Here is a 25,723-nt window from a genome sequence, read left to right as displayed (position 1 = left end):
GGGTCGCCCCCACGGCGGGCCGCGGCCTGACGCTGACGACGGTCGCGCAGGACTATCTCAAGGTGATCTGGACGGCCGGCGAGTGGTCGGGCGAGCAGGTGTCGACCAAGATGCTCGCCGAGCGGATCGGGGTGTCGGCGTCGACCGTCTCCGAGGCGATCCGCAAACTGTCCGACCAGGGCCTGGTCGACCATGCCCGCTACGGGTCGATCTCGCTGACCGACGCCGGTCGCGCCGCGGCGGTGGCGATGGTGCGCAGGCACCGTCTGATCGAGACGTATCTCGTCGGCGAGCTCGGGTACGGCTGGGACGAGGTGCACGACGAGGCCGAGGTGCTCGAGCACGCCGTCTCCGACCTGATGATCGCTCGGATCGACGCCAAGCTCGGTCACCCCGAACGCGATCCGCACGGCGATCCGATTCCAGCGGCGGACGGCACCATCCCCACCCCGCCGGCACGCCAGCTGAGCGACTTCACCGACGGCGAGTCCGGTGTCGTCGCACGGATCTCCGATTCCGACCCGGCGATGCTGCGGTACTTCGACACCGTCGGGATCTGCCTGGACCTGACGATCACCGTGCTGCAGCGGCGCGACTTCGCAGGCACCGTCTCGGTCCGACTCGGCGACGGAGACGCGGTCGAACTGGGAAACCCTGCCGCGGAAGCGATCTGGCTCGTGGAGAGCTGAGCCCTCGCGAGGGCCGGTCGGCCCGCGCGAGTCCGCGGCGGGCCTACAGGCCGCGCAGTGTCGCCGGTCGCACCACCATCACCGAGCTGGCCCGCCGGCCGCGTTCCTGCAGCAGTGCGATGGTGTGTCCGGTCGGGTCGATCGCGGCGTAGGTGCCCGGGATACCGATCGGGTCGAGCCAGCGGCCCTGGCTGATCGACTCGGCCTCGTCCGCCGAGATCTGCCGGTGCGCGAACGCCGTCTGGCACGCCTGGTCGATGTCGAGGCTGACGGCCGGAGCCTCGGCCAACTGCTCCAGGGTGCGGGCGTGGTCGAGGGTGAACGGTCCCACCCGGGTCCGGCGCAGCGCGGTCAGGTGTCCGCCGACACCGAGGGCGGCACCCAGGTCGCGGGCGAGCGCTCGGACGTACGTGCCGGACGAGCATTCGACCTCGACGTCCAGGTCCACGAACGTGTCCAGTCGTCGCGTCGCCGTCACATCGAACCGGTCCACGGTCACGGGCCGGGCCTCGAGCTCGAAGTCCTCGCCCTCACGGACCAGTTTGTGGGCCCGCTGCCCGTCCACCTTGATCGCACTGACCCGCGTCGGCACCTGGGAGATCTTCCCGGTCAGGGTCGCGATCACCGCGGCGATCTGCTCGTCGGTCACCGCGGAGGCGTCCGCGTCGGCCAGCACCTCCCCCTCCGCATCGTCGGTGGTGGTGGACTGTCCGAGCCGGATCGTCGCCGAGTACGCCTTCGTCGTCAGCGACAGCAGGCCGAGCAATTTCGTGGCCCGCTCGACGCCGAGTACGAGCACGCCGGTGGCCATCGGGTCGAGGGTGCCCGCGTGCCCGACCTTGCGGGTGTGCAGGATCTTCCGGCAGCGGGCGACGACGTCGTGACTGGTCATGCCCGCGTCCTTGTCGACGATCAACAACCCGGCGCCGTGCAGGCCGGAGGACGGGGGGCGGTGAGCAGACACGGTTTTCGAGACTACTGGACGGTGATCGCGGCGATCACCAGGCCGCCGTCCACCAGCCAGCGGCCGTCGAACGAGGACAGCGGCGGGCCGTCCGTCGTCTCCCCTGACACCAGCAGATCCGAGTGGAAGGTGCCGGTGACGCCGTCGGACCCGGCACCGGCGCCGTCCAGCTCGAACGTGATGTGTGCGTCCTCGAACCCGAGCCACCTGTGGGTGAGCGGGAACCACGCCTTGTAGGTGGCCTCCTTCGCGCAGAACAGCAGCCGGTCCCAGTGCACGTCGGCGCCGTCGGGTGTCCCGCCGGCGAGCCAGTCCCGTTCGGCGGGCAGGCTGACCGCGTCGAGGACGCCGTCGGGCAGCGGTCCGTGCGGCTCGGCGTCGATCCCCACCGACCGCACGGCCATCGAGTAGCCGAGCACCGCCCCGCGGTAGCCGTCACAGTGCGTCAGGCTGCCGACGACACCGCGCGGGAACAGCGGAACACCCCTCTCCCCCTTGAGGATCGGTGCCGGGTCGACCCCGAGCTTGCCCATCGCCTGCCGGGCACAGTGCCGGACACTGACGAACTCGCGGCGACGCTTGTCCACTGCCCGCGCGATGAGTGCCGCCTCGCTCGGGTGCGGCACCAGTTCCGGCGGGTCGGAGAACAGTTCGGCGTACTCGACACCGGTCGGGAGAATCTTCTCGATCACGCGCGCGCCGCCCTCATTCGTTCCATCTCGGCTTCCTGTTCGGGGGTGACCTTGAAGTGTCCGCCCCACTTGTTGAGCGTGCCCGGCGCGTACTCGGGCACCGGGAGGATCTGCCGCAGCAGCCTCTCGGGCAGACCGCGCCGCTGCCATTCGCGCGGGTAGCCCAGCGAGACCTCCTCGAACCTGACCCCGTCGTACCAGGTGGTGCGCGGAATGTGCAGGTGCCCGTAGACGCTGCAGATCGCGTTGTACCGGGTGTGCCAGTCCGCGGTGTGCTCGGTGCCGCACCACAGCGAGAACTCCGGGTAGAACAGCACCCGCGTGGGTTCCCGCACCAAGGGGAAGTGGTTGATCAGCACGGTCGGAATCGACAGGTCCAGCGCGTCGAGGCGGGCTCGGGTGGACTCCAATCGCGCCGCGCACCACGCGTCACGGGTGGCGTACGGCTCGGACCCGAGCAGGAACTCGTCGGTGGCGACGACGTTCTTCTCGCGGGCGAACTCGAGTGCCTCCTCCTTCGTCGACGTGCCCTCGGGCCGAAAGGTGTAGTCGTAGAGGAGGAACATCGGCACCAGAGTCGCTGGGCCGCCCTCCCCCTCCCACACCGGATACGGGTCCTCCGGGGTGACCACACCGAGTTCCCGGCACATCGTCACCAGGTAGTCGTAGCGGGCGGCGCCGTGGATCTGCACCGGATCCTTCGCGGTGGTCCACAGTTCGTGGTTACCCGGCACCCAGATGACCTTCTCGAACCGCCCCCGCAACGTCTTGAGCGCCCAGGCGATGTCGTCGGTCTTCTCCGAGACGTCACCGGCCAGGATCAACCAGTCCTGCGGGGACTCCGGGTACAGCTCCTCCGTGACGGGACGATTTCCGCGGTGCCCGACATGAATGTCGCTCACCGCCCACAACTTGCGTGTCACGCTCACTACCTTCCCACCTGATCTTCGGTTCCGGATCCGAGCTGAAGGTCGGCACCGCCGACGGCCCAGCGCCCCGAAGCCGTCCGCCACACGACGGCGAGCATCCGTAGCACCATGAACACCGTCAGCCCCGTCCAGATTCCTGCCAGCCCCCAGTCGTACACGAGCGACAACCAGATCGGTGGCAGAAAACCGACGACCGCGCAGGCCAGGGTGGCGGTCCGCAGGAAGGCCGCGTCGCCGGCACCGAGGAGCACCCCGTCGAGGGCGAACACCACGCCCGCGACGGGCATGATCGCCACGAAGAACCACCAGATCACCCGCGTCTGGTCCTGGACGTCCGCATCCGGGGTGAACAGGGTCGGGATGATCTGGTGGCCGAGCGCGAATACCGCCGCGAGCACCAGCGCGAAGATCGTCGACCAGCCGGTCAGCCGGCGCGCGAGTCCCCTGGCACCGGCGACCCGACCGGCTCCGAGGGCGGCACCGACCAGGGTTTGCGCGGCGATCGCCAGCGAGTCGAGGGTCAGCGCGACGAGATTCCACAACTGCAGCACCACCTGGTGCGCGGCGACGGCGGCCGCACCGAACCGGGACGCCACCGCAGCCGCCGACAGGAAGCAGGCCTGGAACGCGAGACTGCGCAGGATCAGGTCCCGGCCGAGCACGACCTGCGCACGCATCACCGAGGACCGCGGTCGCAGCGGCACTCCGGACCGCGCCAGCGCCAGCACGAAGCACGTCGCCGTCACCACCTGGCCGACCACGTTCGCCACCGCCGATCCGACCAGTTCCAGCCGGGGCGCCCCGAGCAATCCGTGTACGAGAACCGGGCACAGCACCGCGGACAGGGCGAGCCCTGCGAGGACGAACCGCAACGGACGCATCGTGTTCTGCACACCGCGCATCCAGCCGTTCCCGGCCATCGCGATCAGGATCAGCGGCGCCCCGAACACCGCGACCCGCAACCAGGCCACCGCCTCCGTCGCAATGTCGTCGCCACCGGCGATCAGCGTCGTCACCGGCCGGGCCAGCACCTGCACGGCCACGACGATCGCGATCCCGATCGCGGCGGCGAGGAACGTCGCCTGCACACCTTCCTCGACCGCACCCCGCTCGTCACCCGCACCGTGTAACCGGGACGCCCGGGCGGTGGTGCCGTAGGACAGGAACGTCAGCTGGGTGCTGACCTGCGCGAGGATGAGACCTCCGACCGCCAGACCCGCCAGCGCGAGTGCGTTCAGGTGACCGACGACGGCAATGTCGAAAAGCAGGTACAGGGGCTCGGCGGCCAGGACCCCGAGCGCGGGCAGGGCAAGTCCGAGGATCCGCCTGGCCGAAGGCCGGTCGTCGACCCGGTCGGGGTCGGTGCCGATGGCGTCAGCCAACGGTCGAGAGCAGGTCGGCGACGACGGCGTCCGCGTCACCGTGCGCGGTGTAGCCGGACGCGAACCGGTGCCCGCCGCCGCCGAGCCGGGCGGCGACCTCGGACACGTCGATCGCCGACTTCGACCGCAGCGACACCGACCACACGCCGGGTTCGTTCTCCTTGAGCACCGAGGCGACCTCGGCCTGCGCGGTCGTGCGCACGATGTCGATGACGGACTCGATCTCCTCGGCGCCCATCCCGGCGGTGTCCGCGTACCGGACCAGCGCGTAGACCAGGCCGCGACCACCGGCGGCGTCGGGGAGCAGTTGCGCCGATCCGAGGACCGACGACAGCATCGGCAGCCAGCCGAACGGATGGGTGTCGAGCAGCCGCCGGGTGATGGCCGCGGAGTCGATGCCGGTGTCGATCAGCCGCTCCGCGAGCGCGTGCGTGCCGGGCTGCACCCAGCGGAACGACCCGGTGTCGGTGACCAGACCGGCAAACAGGCAGTGCGCGATGTCCCGGTCGATCGCCACCCCCCACTGGTCGAACAGCCGGGTCAGGACGGCCGCGGTCGCCTCCGCCGTCTCGTCGATCAGGTTGTGCCTGCCGTACCGGGTGTTCGACCGATGATGGTCGATGACCAGCGTCTCGCGGGCGGTGTCCAGCCGCGCACCGAGGCGACCGAGGCGCCCACGGCTGCCGCAGTCCACCGTGACCACCAGGTCCACCTCGTCGGCCACCTGGTCCGGCGGCACGAGCAGATTCACCCCGGGCAGGGTGCGCATCGACTCCGGCAGCACGGCCGGATGTGCGAACGACACCTGCACCGGTGTGCCGCGGCGATCCAATGCCAACGCCAGCGCCAGCCCGCTGCCGATGGTGTCCGCGTCCGGTTGGACGTGACAGAGCACCGTCACCGAGGTGGCCTCCGACAGCAGCACGACTGCGGTCTCGAGGTCGATGTCTCCACCGGGTTCCTGCACGTGCGAGGTCTGCGCGGTCACGGTCATCGCCGGGCCCTAGTCGGCGTCGTCCGCGCGGTCGTCTTCGACCGGCTTCGGCTCCTTGTAGGGGTCCGACTCACCGGCGTGCGAAGCCCCCTCACGGGCCTTCGCGACTTCGTCGTCCGCGGCGCGCGCCCGGGCGAGCAGTTCCTCCATGTGCCGCGCCGCATCGGGGACGGTGTCGGCGACGAACGTCAGTGTCGGGGTGAACCGAACCCCGGTTCCCGCCCCGACCTTCGACCGCAGCACTCCGGTCGCCTTCGCGAGGCCGGCGGCCGCGCCCTCGAAGTCCGGCTCACTGTCGAGGTCCACGCCCCGCACGGTGTAGTACACGGTCGCATCGTGCAGATCGGCGGTCACCTTCGCGTCGGTGATGGTGACGTAGTCGAGCCGCGGATCCTTGATCTCGTGGTCGATCGCCGACGCCACGATCGTCGAGATGCGCTTGGCGAGCTTTCGTGCCCGCGCCGGGTCTGCCATGACCGAAGTCCCTTCTCACACGACGGCACGTGCCGCCCACATCACCCGACGGTAGTGCCGCCGTTCATACCACCCGACGGCGGTGCCGTCGGTACTGCTGCCGACGGCGGTGCCGTCGGTTCTTCCATCGATATACACCCGGGAACCGGTTTCAGTCCTCCGGACCGAACATCCTTCGACGCACGGACAGCAACTGCAGCTCGGGGCGCGCCGCGACCGTACGTTCGCAGGTGTCGAGGATCTCGTTGAGGTGCTTGACGTCCGCGCTGGCCACCGCCACCCCGATCGCGGCGCGCCGGTGATGATCGTGTTCCCCGGTCTCCGCCACCGACACCCCGTATCGGGCGAGCGCGGCGATGACGGGCTTGACCACCGAACGCTTCTCCTTCAGCGAGCGGATGTCGCCGAGGAGGATGTCCAGTTCGAGCGCGCCGAGATACAAGCAGCCTCCTGGGGGATCGGGTGCGGCGGGTGTCCCGCGGGCCGCACCGGCCCGCGGGACACCCGTGCCACCACTAGTCGCGCGGCTTCTCGCGCAGCTCGTACGCCTCGATCACGTCACCGACCTTGATGTCGCTGTAGGTGACGGTCAGACCGCACTCGTAACCCTCGCGCACCTCGGTGGCATCGTCCTTCTCCCGCTTGAGCGAGGAGATGGTGATCGTCTCCGCGACAACCACGTTGTCACGCAGCAGGCGCGCCTTCGCGTTGCGCCGCATGATGCCGGAGGTGACCAGGCAGCCCGCGATGTTGCCGACCTTCGAGGACCGGAACATGGCACGGATCTCCGCCTTGCCGAGCTCGACCTCTTCGTAGACCGGCTTGAGCATGCCCTTGAGGGCCTTCTCGATCTCGTCGATGGCCTGGTAGATCACCGAGTAGTACCGGATGTCGACGCCCTCGCGGTTGGCGAGTTCGGTCGCCTTGCCCTCCGCGCGGACGTTGAAGCCGATGATGATCGCGTTCGACGCCGACGCCAGGTTGACGTTGGTCTCGGTGATGCCACCGACACCGCGGTCGATGACCCGCAGCTGCACCTCGTCGTCGATCTCGATCCCGAGCAGCGCCTCCTCGAGGGCCTCCACGGTGCCGGAGTTGTCGCCCTTGAGGATGAGGTTGAGCTCGTTGTGCTCCTTGAGCGCGGCATCCAGATCCTCGAGGCTGATCCGCTTGCGGCTGCGTGCAGCGAGCGCGTTGCGCTTGCGTGCATTGCGCCGGTCCGCGATCTGCCGGGCGATCCGGTCCTCGTCGACGACCAGCAGGTTGTCACCCGCGCCGGGCACCGACGTGAAGCCGATGACCTGCACCGGACGCGACGGCAGGGCCTCGAGCACGTCCTCGCCGTACTCGTCGACCATGCGCCGGACGCGACCGTAGGCGTCGCCGGCGACGATCGAGTCGCCGACCCGCAGGGTGCCGCGCTGGATGAGCACGGTCGCCACCGGGCCACGGCCGCGGTCGAGGTGCGCCTCGATGGCGACACCCTGGGCGTCCATGTCCGGGTTGGCACGCAGGTCGAGCGAGGCGTCCGCGGTGAGCAGGACCGCCTCGAGCAGCTGCTCGATGTTGGTGCCCTGCTTGGCGGAGATGTCGACGAACATGGTGTCGCCGCCGTACTCCTCTGCCACCAGGCCGTACTCGGTGAGCTGACCGCGGATCTTCGCCGGGTCGGCGCCCTCCTTGTCGATCTTGTTGACCGCGACCACGATCGGCACGTCGGCCGCCTGGGCGTGGTTGATCGCCTCGACCGTCTGCGGCATGACGCCGTCGTCGGCCGCGACGACCAGGATCGCGATGTCGGTGGCCTTCGCACCACGGGCACGCATGGCGGTGAACGCCTCGTGACCCGGGGTGTCGATGAACGTCACCAGTCGCTCGACGCCGTCCAGCTCGGTCAGCACCTGGTAGGCACCGATGTGCTGGGTGATGCCGCCGGCCTCGCCCTCGCGGACGTTGGCCTTGCGGATGGTGTCGAGCAGTCGGGTCTTGCCGTGGTCGACGTGACCCATGACGGTGACCACCGGCGGACGCTGTTCGAGGTCCTCCTCGCCACCTTCGTCCTCGCCGTAGGTGAGGTCGAACGACTCGAGCAGCTCGCGGTCCTCGTCCTCCGGGCTGACGACCTGGACGACGTAGTTCATCTCGCCGCCGAGCAGCTCGAGGGTCTCGTCGTTGACGGACTGCGTCGCGGTGACCATCTCACCGAGGTTGAACAGCGCCTGGACCAGGGCCGACGGGTTGACGTCGATCTTCTCGGCGAAGTCCGACAGGGACGCGCCGCGGGCGAGCCGGATGGTCTCGCCGTTGCCGCGCGGCAGCCGCACGCCGCCGACGGCGGGCGCCTGCATCGAGTCGTACTCTTGCCGCTTCTGACGCTTCGACTTGCGGCCACGCCGGGGCGCGCCGCCGGGACGACCGAACGCACCGGCCGCAGCACCACGCTGGCCGGGACGACCGCCGCCGCCACCGGGACGACCGCGGAAACCGCCCGCGGGAGCTCCACCGGGAGCACCTGCACCGCCGGCACCGGGGGCGCCGCCACCGCGGTAGCCGCCGCCACCGCCGCCGGGGCGTCCACCCGGACCGCCGGGACGCCCACCACCGGGGCGACCGGCACCGGGGGCCGGACGGGACGAGCGTGCGGGCATGGCACCCGGGTTCGGGCGCGGGGGCATCGAGCCGGGGCTCGGACGCGGGCCACCCTGGCCGGGGGCCGGACGCGGGCCACCGGGGCCCGCCTGGGGACGCGGCGCGCCGGGAACCGGACGCGGACCGGCCTGGCCGGGACCCGGACGCGGGCCGCCGGGCCGCGGCGCCGGACGCGGTGCCGGACGCTCGGCGGGGGCCGACGAGTACGGGTTGTTGCCCACGCGCGGCGCCTTCGGACCGGGCTTGGGGCCCGGAGCCGCAGGACGGGGTGCGGGGGCGGCGCTGGCGGCGGGAGCCGCCGGAGCCGGAGCTGCCGGAGCCGGGGCAGCCGGCTTCGGGCCCGGGGTGGGCGGCTTCGGTGCGGCCGGGATCGGCGCCGCGGCGGCCGGAGCCGGTGCGGCCGGTGCCGGAGCGGCGGGGGCCGCTGCAGCGGGGGCGGCCGGAGCCGGTGCGGCCGGCTTCGGGCCGGGACGGGGTCCGCCGGGCTTGGCGGTGGTGGCCGGCTTCGCGGCCTCCGGGCGCGCGGGAGCCGCGTCACCCTTGGCCGACGGGAACGATTCCCGCAGCCGTCGCGCAACCGGCGCCTCCACGGTGGAGGACGCCGACTTCACGAATTCGCCCTGCTCCTTGAGCCGAGCGAGAAGTTCCTTGCTGGTGACACCGAGTTCCTTGGCCAACTCGTGCACGCGGGCCTTGCCTGCCACTGCTCTCCTCTACTGAGAGGCCGAGCGTGGCGAAATGCCCGCACGACCTCGGGTTAACTCCGATGGACGATCATCGTTGGTGCTTCACGGTGTGCTCATGAGTGTGTTTGCCTGACTCTTCTCGAGAGATTGCCTGTGTTCCCGGGTACCGCTGTTCTGTACTGCATATTTGAGTACCGGGTTCACGAGGTACTGCTCTGTTGTGGATGCGGTTCGGTTGGGAGATCGGTACCGATCGCAAGATCCGTACCGATCGCGCGACCGAGGGCCGCCGTGTCCAGGCTTCCGGACACTCGCAGCGCTCTTCCGAACGCTCGACGCTTCTCCGCCTGACCCAGGCACCGCCGGTCGAGGTGCAACCATGCACCGCGGCCGGAAAGCCTGCGCCCCGGGTCGGGCACCACCACCCAGCCCTCCGGCTCGGTGGGTCGTGCCACGACCCTCAGCAGATCTGCGGCTGGCGCGAGCTGCCGACATCCGATGCACGTCCGCACCGGGTGACCGGGTCGCAGGCGCACGTCTGCCGAGAACTCATGCCGAGCCATTGACCACTCTACCGCTGTTGTCGACCGATATCCGCATGGCGTCCACTACACGCGCGTCGACGACGGTCCGGCGGGGGCGTCGGCGTCCGGAGCGGCGTCGCTGCGGATGTCGATCCGCCACCCCGTCAGCCGTGCAGCCAGGCGGGCGTTTTGCCCCTCCTTGCCGATGGCCAGCGACAGCTGGAAATCCGGCACGACGACGCGGGCAGCCCGGGCGTCGGCGTCGACGACTGTGACCGACACCACCTTCGACGGCGAGAGTGCGTTGCCGACGAACTTCGCCGGGTTCTCGTCGAAGTCGATGATGTCGATCTTCTCACCGGCCAGTTCGCTCATCACGTTGCGCACCCGCTGCCCCATCGGGCCGATGCAGGCGCCCTTCGCGTTCAGACCCGACACCCGCGACGCGACGGCGATCTTCGACCGGTGGCCGGCCTCACGGGCGACCGCGACGATCTCGACGGAGCCGTCGGCGATCTCCGGCACCTCGAGTGCGAACAGCTTCCGCACCAGGTTCGGGTGCGTCCGCGAGAGGGTGATCTGCGGTCCGCGCTGTCCCCGGGTGACGCCGACGACGTAGCACTTGATCCGCTCGCCGTGCTCGTACACCTCGCCGGGCACCTGCTCGGCCGCGGGCAGGATGCCCTCGGCGCCGGTGGCCTCGCTGCCGATCCGGACGACGACGACGCCGCGCGCGTTCGCGCGGGTGTCGCGCTGGATGACGCCGCCGACGATCTCACCCTCGTGCGTGGAGAACTCGCCGAAGCTCTTCTCGTTCTCCGCGTCGCGCAGCCGCTGGAGGATGACCTGACGGGCCGTGGTCGCGGCGATGCGGCCGAACCCCTCCGGGGTGTCGTCCCACTCCTCGCCGACCCGGTTGCCGTCGGCGTCGACCTCGTGCGCCATCACCCGCACCAGGCCGGACTTGGTGTCGACGTCGATTCGCGCGTGCGGCTGGTGACCCTCGGTGTGCCGGTATGCGGTCAGCAGCGCGCTCTTGATGGTCTCGATGATCGTGTCGACCGAGATGCCCTTGTCGTCCTCGATCGCTCGCAGCGCCGACATTTCGATATGCACTTGTCTATCCCTCCGCCTGGATTTCGTCGTCTGTCTCGTCGAGGTCTGTCTCGTCGATCTCGCCCGGGACCGCGCGGCCGGCGGCCACACCACCCGCCAATTCGAGTTCCTTCGCGTTCGGCGCCGAGAACTCCACCTGCACCACGGCTTTCACGACGTCCGCGAGTGCGATCTCGCGGACCTCCGGGCCTCCCTTGGCCGGGACGACGAGGGCGACCACGCCATCGCCGAGCACGCCGACCCGGGCCAGCAGCTTCTCGTCGCCGATGTCGACCCGCACCCGGCGACCCTGCGCCCGGCGCCAGTGCCGCGGCTCGGTCAGCGGGCGGTCGACGCCCGGGGAGGTCACCTCGAGGGTGTAGGGGGATTCGCCGAATTCGGACTCGCCGTCGAGCCGGTCCGAGATCAGCCGACTCAGGTCGGCGACGTCGTCGAGCGCGAGCCCGGCGTCGCTGTCGACCATCACCCGAACCACACTGCGGCTGCCGGCCTTCGTGACCGTCACGTCCTCCAGGTCGTAGCCCTGACGGGGCACGAGATCGGAGAGAAGCTCGATCACCCTCTCCCTCGACGGAACCGGCATCAGTAGAGCTCCTCGTTCAGTTGTGGTCGGATCACAAGTCGTCGGCACCGGGATTGCGCGTTTCGCTCACCTCGGGGCGCGAAGATCTAGAATAACGCGCATTCGACGGCTCGGTGACCAAGCCGCCCCTGCCGCCGTATGCCCGCAACGCCTGACAAGATGAGCGGCGTGCCCGCAGCCCCCAACCTCACTCCGCCGCCCGGCGTGAACCCACCTTCGTCGTACGCACTGTCCCGACGCGCCGCCCTGAAGGTCGGTGCACTTGCCCTCGGACTCGCCACCGTCGTGACCGCGGCGGGGTGTGCGAGCACCGACGACGACCGGACCGACGAGCCGGATCCGCTGACGACCGCGCTCGACGCGGCCCGCCGCGATGCCACGGCCGCCGCTGCCGCGGCCGCGGTGGCACCGGAGCGGGCCGGTGCCCTCGCGGTGATCGCCGCCGAGCGCACCGCCCACGGGGACGCACTGGCCGCCGAGATCGCCCGCGCCGCGGGTCAGGACCCGGCCACCGCCACCGCGACCTCCTCGGCGCCGCCGAGCGCGACCCCGTCGGCACCGGCGACGGTCGACGACTTGCGAGCGATGCTCGCCGAATCCCAGCGTGGCGCAGCCACTCTCGCTCGCCGACTGGACGGCCACCGGGCCGGCCTGCTCGGCTCGATCAGCGCGGCCGTCGCCGCGCAGCAGGCGGTGATGTTGCTGTGACCTCCCCCACCACCTCGGCGACGGCGAAGCTCGGACCCGAGCAGCAGGCCCTCGTCGACGCTCTGCGTGCCGAGCATGCCGCCGTGTTCGCGTACGGCATCGTGGCCGCGTACTCGAACCCGACCCGGGCCGCCCAGGTCGCGGCCGACACCGCCGCCCACCGGGCCCGACGGGACGCGACGATCGACGCACTCTCCGCCGCCGCCGTCACCGCACCGGGCGGCGAACCTGGCTACACCCTCCCGTTCCCGGTCACCGACCCGACCGCCGCCCTCCAGCTGGCGGTGCAGGTCGAGGTCGACGCCGCGGTGGCATGGCGGTCGGTGATCGAACGCGCGCAGTCCGAACCGACCCGCGCGAGCGCCGTCGACGCGTTGACCGAGTCGGCGGTGCGGGCCGCGAACTGGCGGGCCGTGCTCGGCGTCGCTCCCCCGACCGTCGCCTTCCCCGGCCAGCCGTAGTTCGGTCAGGGCACGTCAGGTCCCCTTGACGTTGAGGATCTGCCGCAGTTCGTGCACGACCCGGACCAGGTCGCGGGCGTCGGACATGACGGTCTCGATGTCCTTGTAGGCATCCGGGATCTCGTCGATGAACTCGGCGCTGTCGCGGTACTCGATGCCGACCATCCGCGCCCGCAGGTCGGCGCGGGTGAACCGGCGCTTGGCCTCGGTGCGGGAGAAGCGCCTGCCGGCACCGTGCGGGGCGGAGCACAGGCCATCGGCGTTGCCGAGGCCCTCGACGACGTACGAGTGGGTGCCCATCGATCCGGGAATGACGGCGCGGACTCCGACGTGCGCATCGACCGCTCCCTTGCGGGTGAGCCACACCTGTTCGCCGCCGTGGGTCTCCTGCCGGGTGTAGTTGTGATGGCAGTTCGTGCGTTCCGTCTCGCGATGATCCGGCGTGCCCATCCACCGCGCGAAGACGGCACCGAACCGGTCCATCATCTCGGCGCGGTTCAGGTAGGCGAAGCGCTGCGCCCAGTGCAGGTCGGCCAGGTACCGATCGAACTCGGCGGTACCCTCGGTCAGGTAGGCGAGGTCCCGGTTGGGCAGGTCGACGTGTCGGTGCGCGCACGCCTGCTGGGCGACGCGGATGTGGTGCTGGGCGATCCGGTTGCCCACTCCCCTGCTTCCGCTGTGCAGGAACAGCCACACCCGATCCGACTCGTCGAGGCACAGTTCTATGAAGTGGTTTCCACCCCCGAGGGATCCGAGTTGCTGCCGCCACTTCGGGGAGTGCGCGAGATCGACGCCGTCGGCGGCCGCCCGGGATTCGAGTTCCGCGATCCGCGGGGCCGTGAAGTCCCACTGGTGGGTGTCGCGGTTGTAGTGACCGGGCGAGAGGGGGATGGCCGATTCGACGGACTTGCGCAGCGCGCCCAGCCCGACGCCGGTGACGGCGATCCGGCGCTCGACGTCCTTCATCGTGAACGCGGTACGGACGGCGATCATGCCGCAGCCGATGTCGACGCCGACGGCGGCGGGCATCACGGCCCCGCGGGTCGGGATGACGGTGCCGACGGCGCTTCCCTTGCCGCTGTGCGCATCCGGCATCAGAGCGACGTGCGGATGGATGAACGGCATGGCGGCGGTCTGCCGGGCCTGCGCGAGTGTGGATTCCTCGAGCTGGGATGCCCAGCTCATCAGTGTGGGACCCACCCGGGTCGGGGGCATGGGTGACAACTCCTCGATTTCGGTGATGGCACCCCACGACGGCGGCGCCGTCAGGTCGTGGCGACGGCGGCGCCGTCGGTCGTGTCGAATACGGGGTGTACCTCGACCCTGTCACGGTCGGGGCACACCCCGCATCAGTTTTTTCACCCGCGGGTGCGGCCCGGCATCATCAGCGCGGCGAGCACCGCGACGCCCACGGACGCGGCGCCGACGAGCAGTGCGGGTTGCAGCGCGTCGGTGTATCCGGTCGGGGTGAGGGCGCCCCCCTGCCCGAGGAACACGGCGGTGAGGACGGCGACACCGAGCGCGACCCCGACTTCCCGGATCGTGGAGTTCACCGAACTGGCGGTGGCGTGGTCGTCGTCCGGCATGTCCGCGAGGACGGCGGTCGCGCTCGGCGCGAAGGTCAGGCCCATGCCGATGCCCGCCATGGCCAGGGCCGGCACGATCGTCGGGTACTGCGTCCCCGGCTCGATGATCGACGCCATCCAGACCAGGGATGCCGCCTGCAGGGTCAGACCCGCCACCAGCAGTGTCCGCAGCCCGAGCCGGGGCGCGAGGAGGCCGGCGATCGGGGCGACGACCATCGGCGCCGCCGTCCAGGGCAGGGTCCGCAGGCCGGCCTCGAAGGGTGTGTAGCCCATGACGATCTGGAGGTACTGCGAGAGCAGGAACACCGCACCGAACATGCCGAGGGTGAACGTCAGGCCGATCACGTTGGCGACGGTGAAGCTCCGGGAGCGGAACATCCGCATCGGCATCACCGGACTGTCGGTGCGGAGCTCGCGAATCACGAACGCGGACAAGGCGGTCACCGCGACAGCAAGGGTGCCGAGCACGGTCACCGAGGTCCACCCGTCGTCGTTGCCGTGCACGATCCCCCAGACCGCGAGGAAGACTCCCGCGCCCGCGAGCGCCACACCCGGCAGGTCCAGCGATTGCCGCCTCCCGCGCGACTCCCCGAGCGCGTACAGGGCGAGCGGCACGGCGATCACCGCGACCGGCACGTTGATCCAGAAGATCGCCTGCCAGGAGACACCGTCGACGACGGCGCCGCCGACCACCGGGCCGAGCGCAACACCGAGACCGGACACCCCGCCCCAGACCCCGATCGCGAGTGCCCGCTTCGCCGCGGGTACGGCGCCGGCGAGCAGGGCAAGCGAGAGCGGCATGATCGCCGCCGCACCGACACCCTGCACGGCGCGGGCCGCGATCAGCATCCCCGCCGTCGTGGACAGTGCGGACGCGACCGAGGCCACCGCGAAAATTGTTATGCCGTACACGAACACGCGCCTGCGCCCCCAGCGGTCGCCGAGCCCGGCGGCGGACAGCATCAATGTCGCGAACGCCAGGGTGTAGGCGTTGAGGAACCACTGCAGTTGCCCGACCGAGGCGCCGAGGTCGGCCCTGACCACGGGCAGCGCGCTCGTCATCACCAGGTTGTCGAGCGTGGCCATGAACATGGGCAGCGAGGCGGCGAGCATCGCGAGCCAGATCGGGACCCGCCGGCCGGGAACGGCCTCGGGTGCGGCGCCGGACGGCGCGAGTTGGTCTGTGGTTGCGGTCATCACTTCTCCTCGAACGGAGTTCACAGTGGACTCGATATGTCGGTGGACTCGGTATGTCGCATTTCCGAGCTTTGTAAGCATCGAATGATTACTTATCTGCCACGAAGCTAAGGTATCGGGTGATAACCTGTCAACATGTCTGCGACGAACGGTTCCCGCCCGGCCACGCGGATGAATGCCGCCGATCGTCGTGAGCTCGTCCTCGCGGCCGCCACCACCGCTTTCGCCCGCGGCGGCTGGTCCGGGACCAGCACCGACGCCGTCGCCAAACTCGCCGGGGTGTCGCAGCCGTACGTGGTGCGCATGTTCGGCACCAAGGCGGAACTGTTCCGAGAGGTGTTCGCGCGCGCACTGACCAAGATCGTCGAGGCCTTCGACGCCGAACTGGACCGGATCGACGCCGACCCCGATGCACCCTCGGCCGACACCGACGAGTACTGGACCCGACTCGGCTCCGCCTACGGCGACCTGGTTTCCGACGGCGACATGCTGCTGGTGATGATGCACGGCTTCTCCGCGGGCGGAACCCCGGAGATCGGCGCCCAGGCGCGCGCAGCCATGTCGCGGATCTACACGCAGATCCGAACGCGCACCGGATGTACGCCGGAGAAGGCGCGCGAGTTCATCGCGAACGGCATGCTGCTCAACGTCCTGCTCGCGATGCGAGCTCCCGAGCACGTCGACGAGGAGCCCGGGCTCGCGGAACTGTCCCGGTGCGCATTCGGCGACACCCTGCACGCCGCGCTCGGCGCCGGGGACCCGGCCCTCGACTGAGCCGGACCTGGCAACTCGCCTCCTCGGCGCGTGCACGGACGGCGACCCGGACTCATCGAATCGGCCCGGCACCCGTGCCGCCGTCGTCGGTCCGAGTGAGCCGACCACGTCCACCCGGTACCGCAACCACGTGAGCGACAGATCCGTTCGGAACGGTCGGTATGCGGGACACCCTCCGGCCTGCCGCCTGGTCGAATGTCCAAGTGGCGAACGGGATTCCAAGTCGGTACAACTGGTGGCGGCGATCGTTTTCGTGATCTTTGAAGAATTGTGACTGTGACTGCCACACGTACATGTGCGAAGGCCACATGTTCCATTCACCCCCCACGGGGAAGCCAGAGGAGCACGAAAGGGATGTCCGTTTCCGACAGCGATGTGCTGTTCCAGACTCTGACGGAGTCCGCCCGGCGACTGTCCTTCGATCCGAGGGATCCGCTCGTGTGCGACGCCGATCCGGCGGACGACCGGCGTCATGGAATGACGCCCGAGTGGTCGCCGTTGTTCGGGACCCCATTGTGGGCGGAGATGTCCGAGGCCGAACGGGTTCGACTCACCCGGACCGAAGTCGGGCAGTTCCTCGGTGTGGCCATCTGGCTGGAGGTCGGCCTGCAGGTGGCGCTGCTGCGGGCGAGCCACAGTGCAGACCCGTCACGTCCGGACGTCAAGTTCCTTCTGAACGAGTGCGCGGACGAAAATCTGCATTCGTTGATGTTCGTCAATGTCGTCGACGCCATCGGATCCCGCTTCCATCCACGCGATCGCATCCTGGACTTCTTCGGATGGGTGTTCCGGCACTTCGTATGGGGCGAAGTGGCATATGGCGTCGTGCTCGCCGGCGAAGAGATCTTCGACGTCATGCAACGCGACTGGATGACCGACGAGGACGTCGCCGCACCCATCCGCCGCACCTCGTACATCCACGTCGTCGAGGAGTCCAGGCACATGGCCTTCGCCCGGCGGCAGATCCGGGATCGGCTGGTGGGAATCTCGCGGTTGCGGCGGTTCGTCAGCACCCTGGCCCTCGCGGGCGGCACCCATCTCATCGCGCGGACGCTGGTCAATCGACGCGTGTACGAGGATCTCGGCCTCGACTGGAAGGTCGTGAAGGCGAACATCGACGCAAACGAGCATCACCGGATGATGTTCCGCAAAGCAGCCGAGCCGTTCATCGAGTTCCTCAGCAGAGAAGGGTTGCTGAATCCAGGCGCGCGATGGATCTATCGAAAGTCGAACCTTCTCTGATCACGCAGGAGTCATCGTGACCCACGTCATCCTGGGGCATTGCTGCAAAGACGCCTCATGCGTGCGGGTGTGCCCGCAGAACTGCATCCATCCGGTTCCCGGCGAACCGGATTTCGAGACGGCCGAGACGTTGTTCATCGATCCGGGCTCGTGCATCGATTGCACCGCCTGCGTCGAGGCCTGCCCGGCGTCGGCGATCAAACCCGAATGGGCGCTGACCGTCGTCGAGCGTCCGAACGCCGCTCGTAACAGGGAGTTCTACGCTCGGAGCTCGGCAACCACGAGGACACAGCGGCGGCGCACCACATTCGATCGACCGCTGGGCCGTCCGGGCGACGGGATCACGGTCGCCGTCGTCGGCTCGGGGCCTGCCGCGATGTACACGGTGCGCGAACTCCTCCGCCGGTCGACGTCGATTCGCGTCACCGTCTACGAGCAGTACGACACGATCGGTGGCCTGCTGCACCGGGGAGTCTCACGCGATCACGTCGGCGTGCGCGAGATGATTCGGCTGTTCGACGTTCCCTTCGGGGACGACCGTGTCACCGTCGTCGCCAACACCGAGGTCGGCGTCGACATCTCGGTCGACGAACTCCGCGCGAGGTTCGACGCGGTGGTCCTCGCCTGCGGCGCCTCGCAGCCGCGCCGACCCGGGTCCGTCGCCGGCCACGGCGTGACCGTCGGCACCGACGACGGCATTCACCAGGCGATCGACATCCTGGTGGCCGAAAACTGCGAGGAGTCCGGTTTCCGCCCGCCGACTCCCCTCGGGGCGACCTGCCTCGTGGTCGGCGCGGGGAACGTTGCCTTCGACGTCGTCCGGTGGGCGGCGAACTCCCGCGCCCGCGGTCCGGCCGACGGGCGGATCAACCAGGTGGTCGTCCTGTCGCGCTCGGCCCCCGACCGTGCGTCGTTCACGCCGTCCGCGTTCCACGAACTGCGGGACCTCGCCGAAACCGAGCTGCTGATCGACAGCGCGGGCTCCGCGCCGAGCCCCGACGCCGACGACGCGCTCGTGCGCGACCTCGCGCGGCTCCCCGTCACCGATCTGAGCTCGACCGACCTCGACGCCGCGACTGCGTCCGCCGACGGCACCGGCGTCCGTCTGCGCGTCGTGTTGTCATTCGGGCAAGAGGTTGCCGGCGTGCGCCGGGACGCGGCCGGCGGCGTCACCGTCACGACGGAGACCGGGCGTACCTTCCGCGCCGACTCCGCGATCTGCGCCACCGGATTCACCACCAAGCCCATCGATGGGATCCCCCTCGACGCGCGTGGTGCCGTCCCCAACGATCGCGGCCGGGTGATCTCGTACGAGACCGGGGCACCCCTCCACAACCTGTACGTCGTCGGCTGGGCCAAACGCGGGGCGCGCGGTGGCGTCGGCGACAACCGCCTCTGCGCAAGCGAAACCGTCGACCAGTTGGCCCGTGCCGTGGCTGCGCGCGTCTGACAACGAGCGATCGGGATTCGCCTTCCGCTCTTCGGCGCGGGGTCCGACCGAGCGCAGGTCAGCCGGCCGGGATCACCGCCGCGACCGGTCGCGCCCCCGCCAGCATCGCCGCCACCGTCTCGCCGCAGCTGCCCGGCTCGGCGGCGTCCAGGCAGTAATGGGACGGTGTCCGGGCGCCCGTCGCCAGGTCGCGGGCCCAGGTCCCGGCGAAGTCCCGCAGCCGCGCCGTCTGGACCGGGTCGGGCGCACACGCGGCGCCGGCGATGCCGATCAGGTCGGTGTCCTCCCCCTCTGCGTCGATGTGGCAGCTGCCCCCGGTGGGACGGCCGGCCTCCACCTCCGCCCAGAGCAACTGGACACCGACGAAGCCCGCGCCGAGCGAGGCCAGCGCCCCGAACGAGTTGCCGAACAGGTTCACCAGGCTCGGCCGGGCCGCGATCGACAGCACCGGACGCGTCCCGGACGCCGACACCGCCCGGACCGCAGCGGTGAAGCCCTCCGCGGCGACCGGATCGAACAGCACCGCCCCGGCGAGGTCCGGATAGCCCCGCTCGACCAGGCCCGCGCCCACGAGCGCGGCGAAGTGCCCACCCGCGGAATGACCACCGACGATGTACCGCTGTGGAAGCGGCGCGCCGTTCGGCGGCACCAGCGACCGCTCCGCCAGTGCGTCCGCGAACGCTGTGGCCAGGGCCGGATTGCCCGCCGTCATGTCCTCGTCCAGGCACACGACCATCAGGCCCTGCCCGGCGATCGTCTCGGCGGTACCGTGCAGGTTCGCGCAGTTGCGCCCGAATCCGTGTTCGACGAGCATCAGCGCGCTCGCCGGGCCGCTCGGCAGGTACCACAGCACGTCGCGCGTGGATCCGGCCAGTTCGACCGTGGCCTCGACACAGGTTGCCTCCGGTCCGGCGGTCGCACACCCTTCCTGCGACGAGGACGGGAACGAGGACGACTGGGCACCGCCGACCGCGGGCGCGTGAGCCATGACGGCAGTCGACAGCGCGGCGGCCAGGACGGCGCGACGGATTACGGACGACCGGGACAAGGCGACTCCTGACCTGTGACGAGGACACGCGCGGACCTCGCCCGGCGCTCCCCCGTGGACCATGAACACGAAAGTGGTGCCCGCACAGTACTTCCTGAGCGTGGTCACCCGCACCGTCATCCGACGACCGGAGCCGGGTCGCGGGTTCGCTCGGGACAGGACTCGACGCAGGCAACGCGGTCGGCGCAGGCCGCCGCCCGGTTCCGTGTCACTGGGCGGGAGAACCGCCCCCGTGTGACGGCCGACACTCTAGTGTCGGGGTGGTGACGAACAGCATGGAGACAGACCTCTCGCGTCGCCTCGAACGAATCGAACAGGTCGAGGCGATCAAGGCGCTCAAACACCGGTACTGGCGCGCGTGCGACGCGAAGGATCCGAAGACGTTCCGCGACTGCTTCATTCGCCGTGGCGCGCGCATCGACTACGGCCGCCTCGGCGCGTTCGACGACGCGGACCCGATGGCGGAGATCTTCACGAAGGTCGCACTGCACACCGTCGACGGCAAGCACGTCATCTTCGACATGCATCACGGGATGCACCCCGAGATCACGGTCACCGGCGACGGCACCGCGACCGGCCGGTGGACGCTGCGGTTCCGCCAGCTCAACCTCATGGACAACACCGAGAAGCTGATGACCGGCGAGTACAACGACGAGTACGTCCTCGAGGACGGCGAGTGGAAGATGTCGAAGTGCCACTTCACCGAGACGTGGGCGATGGTCCGTCCGCTCCCGGCGGAGACCGTCGTCGTCGAGGGTGCGTTCGCGGAGGCGGCCTCGTGAGCGCGCCGGGCACGAACAGCGGGGTCGACCGGCGCGTCGCGCTGGTCACGGGCGCGAGCCGCAGTGTCGGCAAGGGCATCGCCCTCGCTCTCGGCTCGGACGGCTGGACGGTGTACGTCACCGCGCGCGGCGAGGTCGGGACCGGCGGCAAGCTCGACCGCACGGCCACCGAGGTCACCGAACGCGGCGGCCAGGGCATCGCGGTGCAGTGCGATCACAGCGACGACGCCCAGATCGAGAAGCTGTTCGCGCGGATCGCCGAGGAGCAGGGCGGGCGGCTGGACCTGCTGATCAACAATGTGTGGGCCGGCCCGTCCGACGGGTACGCGGGATTCTCGCAGCCGTTCTGGAAGCGCCCGGTCGACGACTGGGACAGCCTGATCGGGCTGGGGCTGCGCGCGCACTACGTCGCGAGCGTCGAAGCGGCGAAGCTGATGGTGCCCCGCGGCTCGGGGATCATCGGCAACATCTCCTCGTTCGGCACCCGCGGCTACCTGCACTCGGTGCTGTACGGCATGTCCAAGGCGGGACTGGACAAGATGGCGGCCGACATGGCCGTCGAACTCAAGGGCACCGGTGTCACCGCCCTCAGTTTCTGGCTCGGGCTGATCCGCAACGAGCGGATGGTCGCCAGCGGCATGAAGAGCTTCGAGGGCTTCTCCCTCGAGGACGCCGAGTCACCGGAGTTCGTCGGGCGCGTGATCGTCGCGCTGGCGAACGACCCGAACGTGGGTGACCGCAGCGGCCACACCCTCGTCACCGCGGAGACGGCGCTGGAGTACGGCGTCACCGATGTCACGGGCGGCCAACCGGTGTCGCACCGCGGCGCGTTCGGTGGTGGTCCCCTGTTCGGGCCCACGGGCTGAATCTGCCGGTCGGCTGGCGCGCACCGCCCACCACGGGGGACGATGAGTTCGTGACCACGGACGGTGTCGCGCTGGCCCGGCTGACCTCCTCGGACGGCCGGGGTGGGCAGACTGCGTGGGAGCTGTCACCCGATCGGCCCCGTGTCATCGTCGGACGCTCCACCGAAGCGGAACTGTCGCTCCCGGACGACGACGAGGTCTCACGGATCCACGCGGTGCTCGAGTACGTGGGCGGGCACTGGACGATCGTGGACGACGGGCTGTCCAGGAACGGGACCTATGTCAACGGCGACCGGATCACCGGGCGCCGTCGGCTGCGGCCCGGCGACAGCGTCCGGGTCGGGGGGACGGCCTTGACGTTCCAGGAGTTCGGCGGTGTCGCGGACGACGCGACGATGGTGGCCGGGTCGGCACCGAACGTGCGCGCCCTCACGCAGACGCAGCGGTCGGTGCTGGTCGCACTGTGCCGGCCGTACAAGCACGGCGTCTCGTTCTCGAATCCGGCGTCGAATCAGCAGATCGCGGAGGAACTGTTCCTCACCGTCGACACGGTCAAGGCGCACCTGCGGACGCTGTTCGGGAAGTTCGGGGTCGAGGACCTGCCGCAGAACCAGAAGCGGGTGGCGCTCGCCGAACGCGCCCTGCACAGCGGAATCGTCACCAGTCACGACCTGTGACCTCAACCGGCGGGAACGAGGCTGTCCCGACCTCCACCCACACGTGCGATCAGTCCGTCCAGCGCTGCTGCCACCTCCGCTGCCCGTTCGACGATCACCGAGTGACCGGCTCCGGTGATGCGCACCAGGTCCGCGCCGGGCAAACGGGCCACCAGTGCCTCCGAGTGCGTGAGCGGCGTCAGCACGTCCGCGGAGCCGCACACCACCACCGCGGGGATACCGGCCAGCGCGGCCACGGCCGCGGACTCGTCGAAATCCACGAACGACTTCAGGTAGCTCGACATCGTCACCACCGACGTCTCGCCCGCCATCGCCGCGACGACCGCGACCATCCTGGGGTCGGCGACGCGGCCGCGGGTGCCCGCGACACGGACCGCGGCGGCCCCGACCAGGCAACTCACCCGTTTCGAGCCGGCCGTGACGCGCGGCGCCCAGCGGACCGCGGCGTGGAAGGCACCGACCGCCGGGCTGCGCAACAGCCGCCCGAGTCCCGCATCGGCCAATCCGGCTGCGGCCGTTGAGATCAGCGCGACCCCGGCCACCCTGCCCCGCACCGAATCCGGTTGCTGGCGCACGTAGGTGAGCACGGTCATGCCGCCCATCGAGTGCCCGATCAACACCAGCGGGCCGGATGGTGCGACGGTGCTGATCACGGTGTCGAGGTCACGACCGAGTTGGTCGATCGTGTAGGTGCTCGCATCCGCGTGGCCGGACCGGCCGTGGCCGCGGTGGTCGTAGAACACCATCCGCACCCGGCCGCCCCAGGACGCTTCCAGCGCGTACCGCAACAGGTCCCAGGACCCGGACTGCATGCAGTGCCCGTGCAGGAACACCGCGGTGACGTCGGCATCGGCGGGACCGTATTCGTGGACCGCGATCGGGACTCCGTCGTCGGCGACCACGGTGGTGCGGCGGCCCTGTTCAGGGGTGGTGCTCGACATGACGTCCTCCCGTCCCGGTCTCGCATGTGCGGGCAATGGATGTATCGCCGCAGCTCGTCAGTTCCTTACATCGGAATCGTCAGAATCCGAGCGGCGAACCCGTACCGAGGTCGATGCCACCGAACCCGACTCCACCGGGCCCGGCGGTGAGGCCACCCGCGCCCAGGGGTCCGACGTTGACGCCGCCGAGCACGACGCCGCCCGGCCCGTTCTGCAGTGGTCCGGTGGCGCCCGGCGCGACTGCCGGCGCGGGCGGCCCCTCGGGAATCGGAGTGGCGGCGGCGAGGGCAGTGCCGCCCGACAGCAGGGTTGCGGTCACGGCGAGTCCGGCGAGCGTCCCGCGGACGGTGGTCGAGGTGGTGGTGAACATTGTGTGGTCCTTTCGTGGCGAGTGGTCGGGGGTCGGGGCCGGCGCTCCGGGTGGAGCACCGGCCCCGACGGGTTGGGCCGTTCCGGCCGTGTCGACTGGGCGGTTCCGGCCGTGTCAACTGGGCCGTTGCGGCCGTGGCATCAGCAGAAGGGCCAGTAGAAGGGGCAGTCCTGGACGTCCGTGGTGGTGGTCGTGGTGGTGTTGCCGCTGTTGTTGTTGCTGCCCGAGCTGTCCGCACCACCGGTGCCGCCGTTCGCGCTCCCACCATTGGCGTTCGCGCCGCCACTGTTCCCACCGGCACCGCCCGCACCGCCGTTACCGACCACCGGCCCCGACTGGTTACCGCTACCGATGTTGACGCCGCCGAGCACGACACCGCCGTTGTTGCCACCGGCACCACCGGCACCGCCCGCACCACCCGCGCCCGTGGTCGCCGTCCCGCCGTTTGCGCTGCCACCGTTCGCGGCACCGCCGTCAGCCGACGCGATGCCGGCGCCGCCGGCGACTGCGAAAGCGGCGATCGCCGCGGTGGCCAGAACTCGCTTGATGGTGTTCGACATTGTGTTCTCCTGGAAGATGATTGGGGGTTGGTCTTGCCTTCTGACATCAAGACTCCGCTCATCTGCCCCCCACCGACAGACACCCAAGGTGGCGTATCGGCCCCACCCCCCGACGCACCCGGCACCAACATCTCATCGCCGAAACCGGGACGCGGCAACGCCGACGGGCCCGGCACCAGAAGGTGCCGAGCCCGTCGCTCAGGTGGCGTCGAATTCCGCCGCGTCAGCAGAAGAACCAGACGAACCCGCAGTTGTCCTCGGTTGTCGTGGTCGTCGTGGTGGTGTTGCCGCTGTTGTTGTTGCTGCCCGAGCTGTCGGCACCACCGGTCCCGCCGTTCGCGCTCCCACCGTTGGCGTTCGCGCCGCCACTGTTCCCACCGGCACCGCCCGCACCGCCGTTACCGACCACCGGACCCGACTGGTTGCCGCTACCGATGTTGACGCCGCCGAGCACGACGCCACCGTTGTTGCCACCGGCACCACCGGCACCGCCCGCACCACCCGCGCCCGTGGTCGCCGTCCCGCCGTTTGCGCTGCCACCGTTCGCGGCACCGCCGTCAGCCGACGCGATGCCGGCGCCGCCGGCGACTGCGAAAGCGGCGATCGCCGCGGTGGCCAGAACTCGCTTGACGGTGTTCGACATTGTGTTCTCCTGGAAGATGATTGGGGGTTGGTCTTGCCTTCTGACATCAAGACTCCGCTCATCTGCCCCCCACCGACAGACACCCAAGGTGGAGTGTCGACCCCACCCCCACCCGTGTTCGTCCACGCGAGCGGCCCCGCAGGAACGCAGGCCGGCAGGCCCGGCACCAGAAGGTGCCGGGCCTGTCGGTAGGTGTCGCAGACGCAGGTACGTCAGCAGAAGAACCAGATGATGCCGCAGTTGTCCTCGGTTGTCGTGGTCGTCGTGGTGGTGTTGCCGCTGTTGTTGCCGCTGTTCGAGGTGTCGGCACCACCGGTCCCGCCGTTCGCGCTGCCACCGTTGGCATTGGCGCCGCCACTGTTGCCACCGGCGCCACCGGCGCCACCGTTACCGACGACCGGCCCCGTCTGGTTACCGCCTCCGATGTTGACGCCGCCGAGCACGACGCCACCGTTGTTGCCACCGGCACCACCGGCACCGCCGGCACCACCCGCGCCCGTGGTCGCCGAGCCGCCGTTTGCGCTGCCACCGTTCGCGGCACCGCCGTCAGCCGAGGCGATGCCGGCGCCGCCGGCGACTGCGAAAGCGGCGATCGCCGCGGTGGCCAGAACTCGCTTGATGGTGTTCGACATGGTGTTTCTCCTTGCTGGTGGTGGGGGTTGGTCTTGCTTGCTGACATCAAGACTCCGCCCACACAGCCGGCGTCGACAGACACCCAAGGTGGCGACTCACCCCA

General features: G+C 70.0%; 28 protein-coding genes. 9 read left to right on the top strand and 19 right to left on the bottom strand.

Translation table 11 applies throughout. The features are described from left to right. Window positions 1-26: 26 nt before the first annotated feature. Window positions 27-689 carry a metal-dependent transcriptional regulator gene (locus ACWDUM_RS14900; RefSeq protein ID WP_450117185.1) on the top strand — a complete coding sequence of 221 codons (663 nt, stop codon included), beginning with the start codon at window positions 27-29 and terminating at the stop codon, window positions 687-689. A gap of 43 nt (window positions 690-732) precedes the next feature. On the opposite strand, the gene truB is transcribed toward ACWDUM_RS14900, so the two are convergent. The 11 genes from truB to rimP form a co-directional block, all read right to left on the bottom strand. Next, on the bottom strand, window positions 733-1,653 hold the full coding sequence (gene truB, locus ACWDUM_RS14895) for a tRNA pseudouridine(55) synthase TruB (RefSeq protein WP_450117180.1): 921 nt from the start codon (window positions 1,651-1,653) through the stop codon (window positions 733-735). A gap of 11 nt (window positions 1,654-1,664) precedes the next feature. Next, window positions 1,665-2,345 carry a 4'-phosphopantetheinyl transferase Npt gene (npt, locus tag ACWDUM_RS14890; protein ID WP_450134555.1) on the bottom strand — a complete coding sequence of 227 codons (681 nt, stop codon included), beginning with the start codon at window positions 2,343-2,345 and terminating at the stop codon, window positions 1,665-1,667. Next, the gene (locus ACWDUM_RS14885) at window positions 2,342-3,268 is read right to left on the bottom strand and encodes a metallophosphoesterase family protein (protein WP_450134554.1); all 927 of its coding nucleotides are present in this window, start codon (window positions 3,266-3,268) and stop codon (window positions 2,342-2,344) included. The genes npt and ACWDUM_RS14885 overlap by 4 nt, the downstream gene beginning before the upstream one ends. A gap of 5 nt (window positions 3,269-3,273) precedes the next feature. Beyond that, a complete protein-coding gene (locus ACWDUM_RS14880; RefSeq protein ID WP_450117177.1) occupies window positions 3,274-4,656 on the bottom strand; it encodes an MATE family efflux transporter in 1,383 nt (460 codons plus the stop codon). After that, a complete protein-coding gene (locus ACWDUM_RS14875; protein WP_450134553.1) occupies window positions 4,649-5,650 on the bottom strand; it encodes a DHH family phosphoesterase in 1,002 nt (333 codons plus the stop codon). Before ACWDUM_RS14875 ends, ACWDUM_RS14880 begins: the two co-directional genes overlap by 8 nt. A gap of 9 nt (window positions 5,651-5,659) precedes the next feature. Beyond that, window positions 5,660-6,124, bottom strand: coding sequence for a 30S ribosome-binding factor RbfA (rbfA, locus tag ACWDUM_RS14870; protein ID WP_450134552.1), 465 nt, complete (start codon window positions 6,122-6,124; stop codon window positions 5,660-5,662). A 151-nt stretch (window positions 6,125-6,275) separates the two neighbouring features. After that, window positions 6,276-6,566, bottom strand: coding sequence for a DUF503 domain-containing protein (locus tag ACWDUM_RS14865; protein WP_450134551.1), 291 nt, complete (start codon window positions 6,564-6,566; stop codon window positions 6,276-6,278). Between the two features lie 73 nt (window positions 6,567-6,639). Next, window positions 6,640-9,477 (bottom strand): translation initiation factor IF-2, encoded by a 2,838-nt coding sequence (gene infB / locus ACWDUM_RS14860; protein ID WP_450134550.1) that lies wholly within the window; start codon window positions 9,475-9,477, stop codon window positions 6,640-6,642. A gap of 182 nt (window positions 9,478-9,659) precedes the next feature. Beyond that, on the bottom strand, window positions 9,660-10,022 hold the full coding sequence (locus tag ACWDUM_RS14855; protein WP_450116473.1) for a YlxR family protein: 363 nt from the start codon (window positions 10,020-10,022) through the stop codon (window positions 9,660-9,662). A 45-nt stretch (window positions 10,023-10,067) separates the two neighbouring features. After that, entirely contained in the window at window positions 10,068-11,087 is a 1,020-nt protein-coding gene (nusA, locus tag ACWDUM_RS14850) for a transcription termination factor NusA (RefSeq protein WP_450134744.1), read from the bottom strand. A gap of 16 nt (window positions 11,088-11,103) precedes the next feature. Then, window positions 11,104-11,682, bottom strand: coding sequence for a ribosome maturation factor RimP (rimP, locus tag ACWDUM_RS14845; RefSeq protein ID WP_450116474.1), 579 nt, complete (start codon window positions 11,680-11,682; stop codon window positions 11,104-11,106). Between the two features lie 168 nt (window positions 11,683-11,850). Between rimP and ACWDUM_RS14840 the strand changes: the two genes are divergently transcribed. Further along, a complete protein-coding gene (locus ACWDUM_RS14840) occupies window positions 11,851-12,390 on the top strand; it encodes a hypothetical protein (protein ID WP_450134549.1) in 540 nt (179 codons plus the stop codon). Beyond that, on the top strand, window positions 12,387-12,851 hold the full coding sequence (locus ACWDUM_RS14835; RefSeq protein WP_450134548.1) for a ferritin-like domain-containing protein: 465 nt from the start codon (window positions 12,387-12,389) through the stop codon (window positions 12,849-12,851). Before ACWDUM_RS14840 ends, ACWDUM_RS14835 begins: the two co-directional genes overlap by 4 nt. 15 nt (window positions 12,852-12,866) lie before the next feature. Here ACWDUM_RS14835 and ACWDUM_RS14830 read toward each other — a convergent pair whose 3' ends face one another. Together ACWDUM_RS14830 and ACWDUM_RS14825 are read right to left on the bottom strand one after the other, a co-directional pair. Beyond that, window positions 12,867-14,066 (bottom strand): RtcB family protein, encoded by a 1,200-nt coding sequence (locus ACWDUM_RS14830; protein ID WP_450134547.1) that lies wholly within the window; start codon window positions 14,064-14,066, stop codon window positions 12,867-12,869. 143 nt (window positions 14,067-14,209) lie between these two features. Further along, complete coding sequence (locus ACWDUM_RS14825) at window positions 14,210-15,634, bottom strand: DHA2 family efflux MFS transporter permease subunit (RefSeq protein ID WP_450134546.1); 1,425 nt, start codon at window positions 15,632-15,634, stop codon at window positions 14,210-14,212. 135 nt (window positions 15,635-15,769) lie between these two features. On the opposite strand from ACWDUM_RS14825, the gene ACWDUM_RS14820 reads away from it, so the two are divergent. From ACWDUM_RS14820 to ACWDUM_RS14810, 3 genes are all read left to right on the top strand, one after another. Then, complete coding sequence (locus tag ACWDUM_RS14820; RefSeq protein ID WP_450134545.1) at window positions 15,770-16,408, top strand: TetR/AcrR family transcriptional regulator; 639 nt, start codon at window positions 15,770-15,772, stop codon at window positions 16,406-16,408. 354 nt (window positions 16,409-16,762) lie between these two features. Then, window positions 16,763-17,650: an AurF N-oxygenase family protein gene (locus ACWDUM_RS14815; RefSeq protein ID WP_450134544.1), complete on the top strand. Its 888-nt coding sequence runs from the start codon at window positions 16,763-16,765 to the stop codon at window positions 17,648-17,650. Between the two features lie 16 nt (window positions 17,651-17,666). Then, window positions 17,667-19,100 (top strand): FAD-dependent oxidoreductase, encoded by a 1,434-nt coding sequence (locus ACWDUM_RS14810; protein WP_450134543.1) that lies wholly within the window; start codon window positions 17,667-17,669, stop codon window positions 19,098-19,100. Between the two features lie 58 nt (window positions 19,101-19,158). Here ACWDUM_RS14810 and ACWDUM_RS14805 read toward each other — a convergent pair whose 3' ends face one another. After that, window positions 19,159-20,088 carry a hypothetical protein gene (locus ACWDUM_RS14805; protein WP_450134542.1) on the bottom strand — a complete coding sequence of 310 codons (930 nt, stop codon included), beginning with the start codon at window positions 20,086-20,088 and terminating at the stop codon, window positions 19,159-19,161. A gap of 335 nt (window positions 20,089-20,423) precedes the next feature. Between ACWDUM_RS14805 and ACWDUM_RS14800 the strand changes: the two genes are divergently transcribed. From ACWDUM_RS14800 to ACWDUM_RS14790, 3 genes are read left to right on the top strand one after another with little or no spacing between them, the layout of a single operon-like run. Continuing rightward, the gene (locus ACWDUM_RS14800; RefSeq protein WP_450134743.1) at window positions 20,424-20,930 is read left to right on the top strand and encodes a nuclear transport factor 2 family protein; all 507 of its coding nucleotides are present in this window, start codon (window positions 20,424-20,426) and stop codon (window positions 20,928-20,930) included. Then, window positions 20,927-21,796, top strand: a complete 870-nt coding sequence (locus tag ACWDUM_RS14795; RefSeq protein WP_450134541.1) for an SDR family NAD(P)-dependent oxidoreductase — start codon at window positions 20,927-20,929, stop codon at window positions 21,794-21,796. The genes ACWDUM_RS14800 and ACWDUM_RS14795 overlap by 4 nt, the downstream gene beginning before the upstream one ends. A 50-nt stretch (window positions 21,797-21,846) precedes the next feature. Beyond that, window positions 21,847-22,473, top strand: a complete 627-nt coding sequence (locus tag ACWDUM_RS14790) for an FHA domain-containing protein (RefSeq protein WP_450134540.1) — start codon at window positions 21,847-21,849, stop codon at window positions 22,471-22,473. 2 nt (window positions 22,474-22,475) lie between these two features. Here ACWDUM_RS14790 and ACWDUM_RS14785 read toward each other — a convergent pair whose 3' ends face one another. From ACWDUM_RS14785 to ACWDUM_RS14765, 5 genes are all read right to left on the bottom strand, one after another. After that, complete coding sequence (locus ACWDUM_RS14785) at window positions 22,476-23,414, bottom strand: alpha/beta fold hydrolase (protein WP_450134539.1); 939 nt, start codon at window positions 23,412-23,414, stop codon at window positions 22,476-22,478. A 79-nt stretch (window positions 23,415-23,493) separates the two neighbouring features. After that, window positions 23,494-23,784: a hypothetical protein gene (locus ACWDUM_RS14780; protein ID WP_450134538.1), complete on the bottom strand. Its 291-nt coding sequence runs from the start codon at window positions 23,782-23,784 to the stop codon at window positions 23,494-23,496. Between the two features lie 140 nt (window positions 23,785-23,924). Further along, window positions 23,925-24,344 carry a hypothetical protein gene (locus ACWDUM_RS14775; RefSeq protein ID WP_450116487.1) on the bottom strand — a complete coding sequence of 140 codons (420 nt, stop codon included), beginning with the start codon at window positions 24,342-24,344 and terminating at the stop codon, window positions 23,925-23,927. Between the two features lie 223 nt (window positions 24,345-24,567). Further along, window positions 24,568-24,987, bottom strand: a complete 420-nt coding sequence (locus ACWDUM_RS14770) for a hypothetical protein (RefSeq protein ID WP_450134537.1) — start codon at window positions 24,985-24,987, stop codon at window positions 24,568-24,570. 212 nt (window positions 24,988-25,199) lie between these two features. Then, the gene (locus ACWDUM_RS14765; RefSeq protein WP_450134536.1) at window positions 25,200-25,619 is read right to left on the bottom strand and encodes a hypothetical protein; all 420 of its coding nucleotides are present in this window, start codon (window positions 25,617-25,619) and stop codon (window positions 25,200-25,202) included. Window positions 25,620-25,723: the final 104 nt, after the last annotated feature.

It is taken from the genome of Rhodococcus sp. NPDC003322, assembly GCF_053589555.1.
The sequence above is the reverse complement of the archived record's forward strand: the minus strand, read 5'-3'. Positions and strand labels throughout refer to the sequence as shown.

What these genes read in the sequence shown, in the direction of transcription:
- rimP (WP_450116474.1), bottom strand. Translation starts at nt 11,682, where the DNA reads ATGCCGGTTCCGTCGAGGGAGAGGGTGATCGAGCTTCTCTCCGATCTC.
- ACWDUM_RS14765 (WP_450134536.1), bottom strand. Translation starts at nt 25,619, where the DNA reads ATGTCGAACACCATCAAGCGAGTTCTGGCCACCGCGGCGATCGCCGCT.
- ACWDUM_RS14800 (WP_450134743.1), top strand. Translation starts at nt 20,424, where the DNA reads ATGGAGACAGACCTCTCGCGTCGCCTCGAACGAATCGAACAGGTCGAG.
- ACWDUM_RS14820 (WP_450134545.1), top strand. Translation starts at nt 15,770, where the DNA reads ATGTCTGCGACGAACGGTTCCCGCCCGGCCACGCGGATGAATGCCGCC.
- ACWDUM_RS14855 (WP_450116473.1), bottom strand. Translation starts at nt 10,022, where the DNA reads ATGGCTCGGCATGAGTTCTCGGCAGACGTGCGCCTGCGACCCGGTCAC.
- ACWDUM_RS14815 (WP_450134544.1), top strand. Translation starts at nt 16,763, where the DNA reads ATGTCCGTTTCCGACAGCGATGTGCTGTTCCAGACTCTGACGGAGTCC.
- ACWDUM_RS14785 (WP_450134539.1), bottom strand. Translation starts at nt 23,414, where the DNA reads ATGTCGAGCACCACCCCTGAACAGGGCCGCCGCACCACCGTGGTCGCC.
- ACWDUM_RS14830 (WP_450134547.1), bottom strand. Translation starts at nt 14,066, where the DNA reads ATGCCCCCGACCCGGGTGGGTCCCACACTGATGAGCTGGGCATCCCAG.
- ACWDUM_RS14805 (WP_450134542.1), bottom strand. Translation starts at nt 20,088, where the DNA reads ATGGCTCACGCGCCCGCGGTCGGCGGTGCCCAGTCGTCCTCGTTCCCG.
- ACWDUM_RS14875 (WP_450134553.1), bottom strand. Translation starts at nt 5,650, where the DNA reads ATGACCGTGACCGCGCAGACCTCGCACGTGCAGGAACCCGGTGGAGAC.
- ACWDUM_RS14770 (WP_450134537.1), bottom strand. Translation starts at nt 24,987, where the DNA reads ATGTCGAACACCGTCAAGCGAGTTCTGGCCACCGCGGCGATCGCCGCT.
- ACWDUM_RS14825 (WP_450134546.1), bottom strand. Translation starts at nt 15,634, where the DNA reads ATGACCGCAACCACAGACCAACTCGCGCCGTCCGGCGCCGCACCCGAG.
- ACWDUM_RS14775 (WP_450116487.1), bottom strand. Translation starts at nt 24,344, where the DNA reads ATGTCGAACACCATCAAGCGAGTTCTGGCCACCGCGGCGATCGCCGCT.
- rbfA (WP_450134552.1), bottom strand. Translation starts at nt 6,124, where the DNA reads ATGGCAGACCCGGCGCGGGCACGAAAGCTCGCCAAGCGCATCTCGACG.
- nusA (WP_450134744.1), bottom strand. Translation starts at nt 11,087, where the DNA reads ATGTCGGCGCTGCGAGCGATCGAGGACGACAAGGGCATCTCGGTCGAC.
- ACWDUM_RS14780 (WP_450134538.1), bottom strand. Translation starts at nt 23,784, where the DNA reads ATGTTCACCACCACCTCGACCACCGTCCGCGGGACGCTCGCCGGACTC.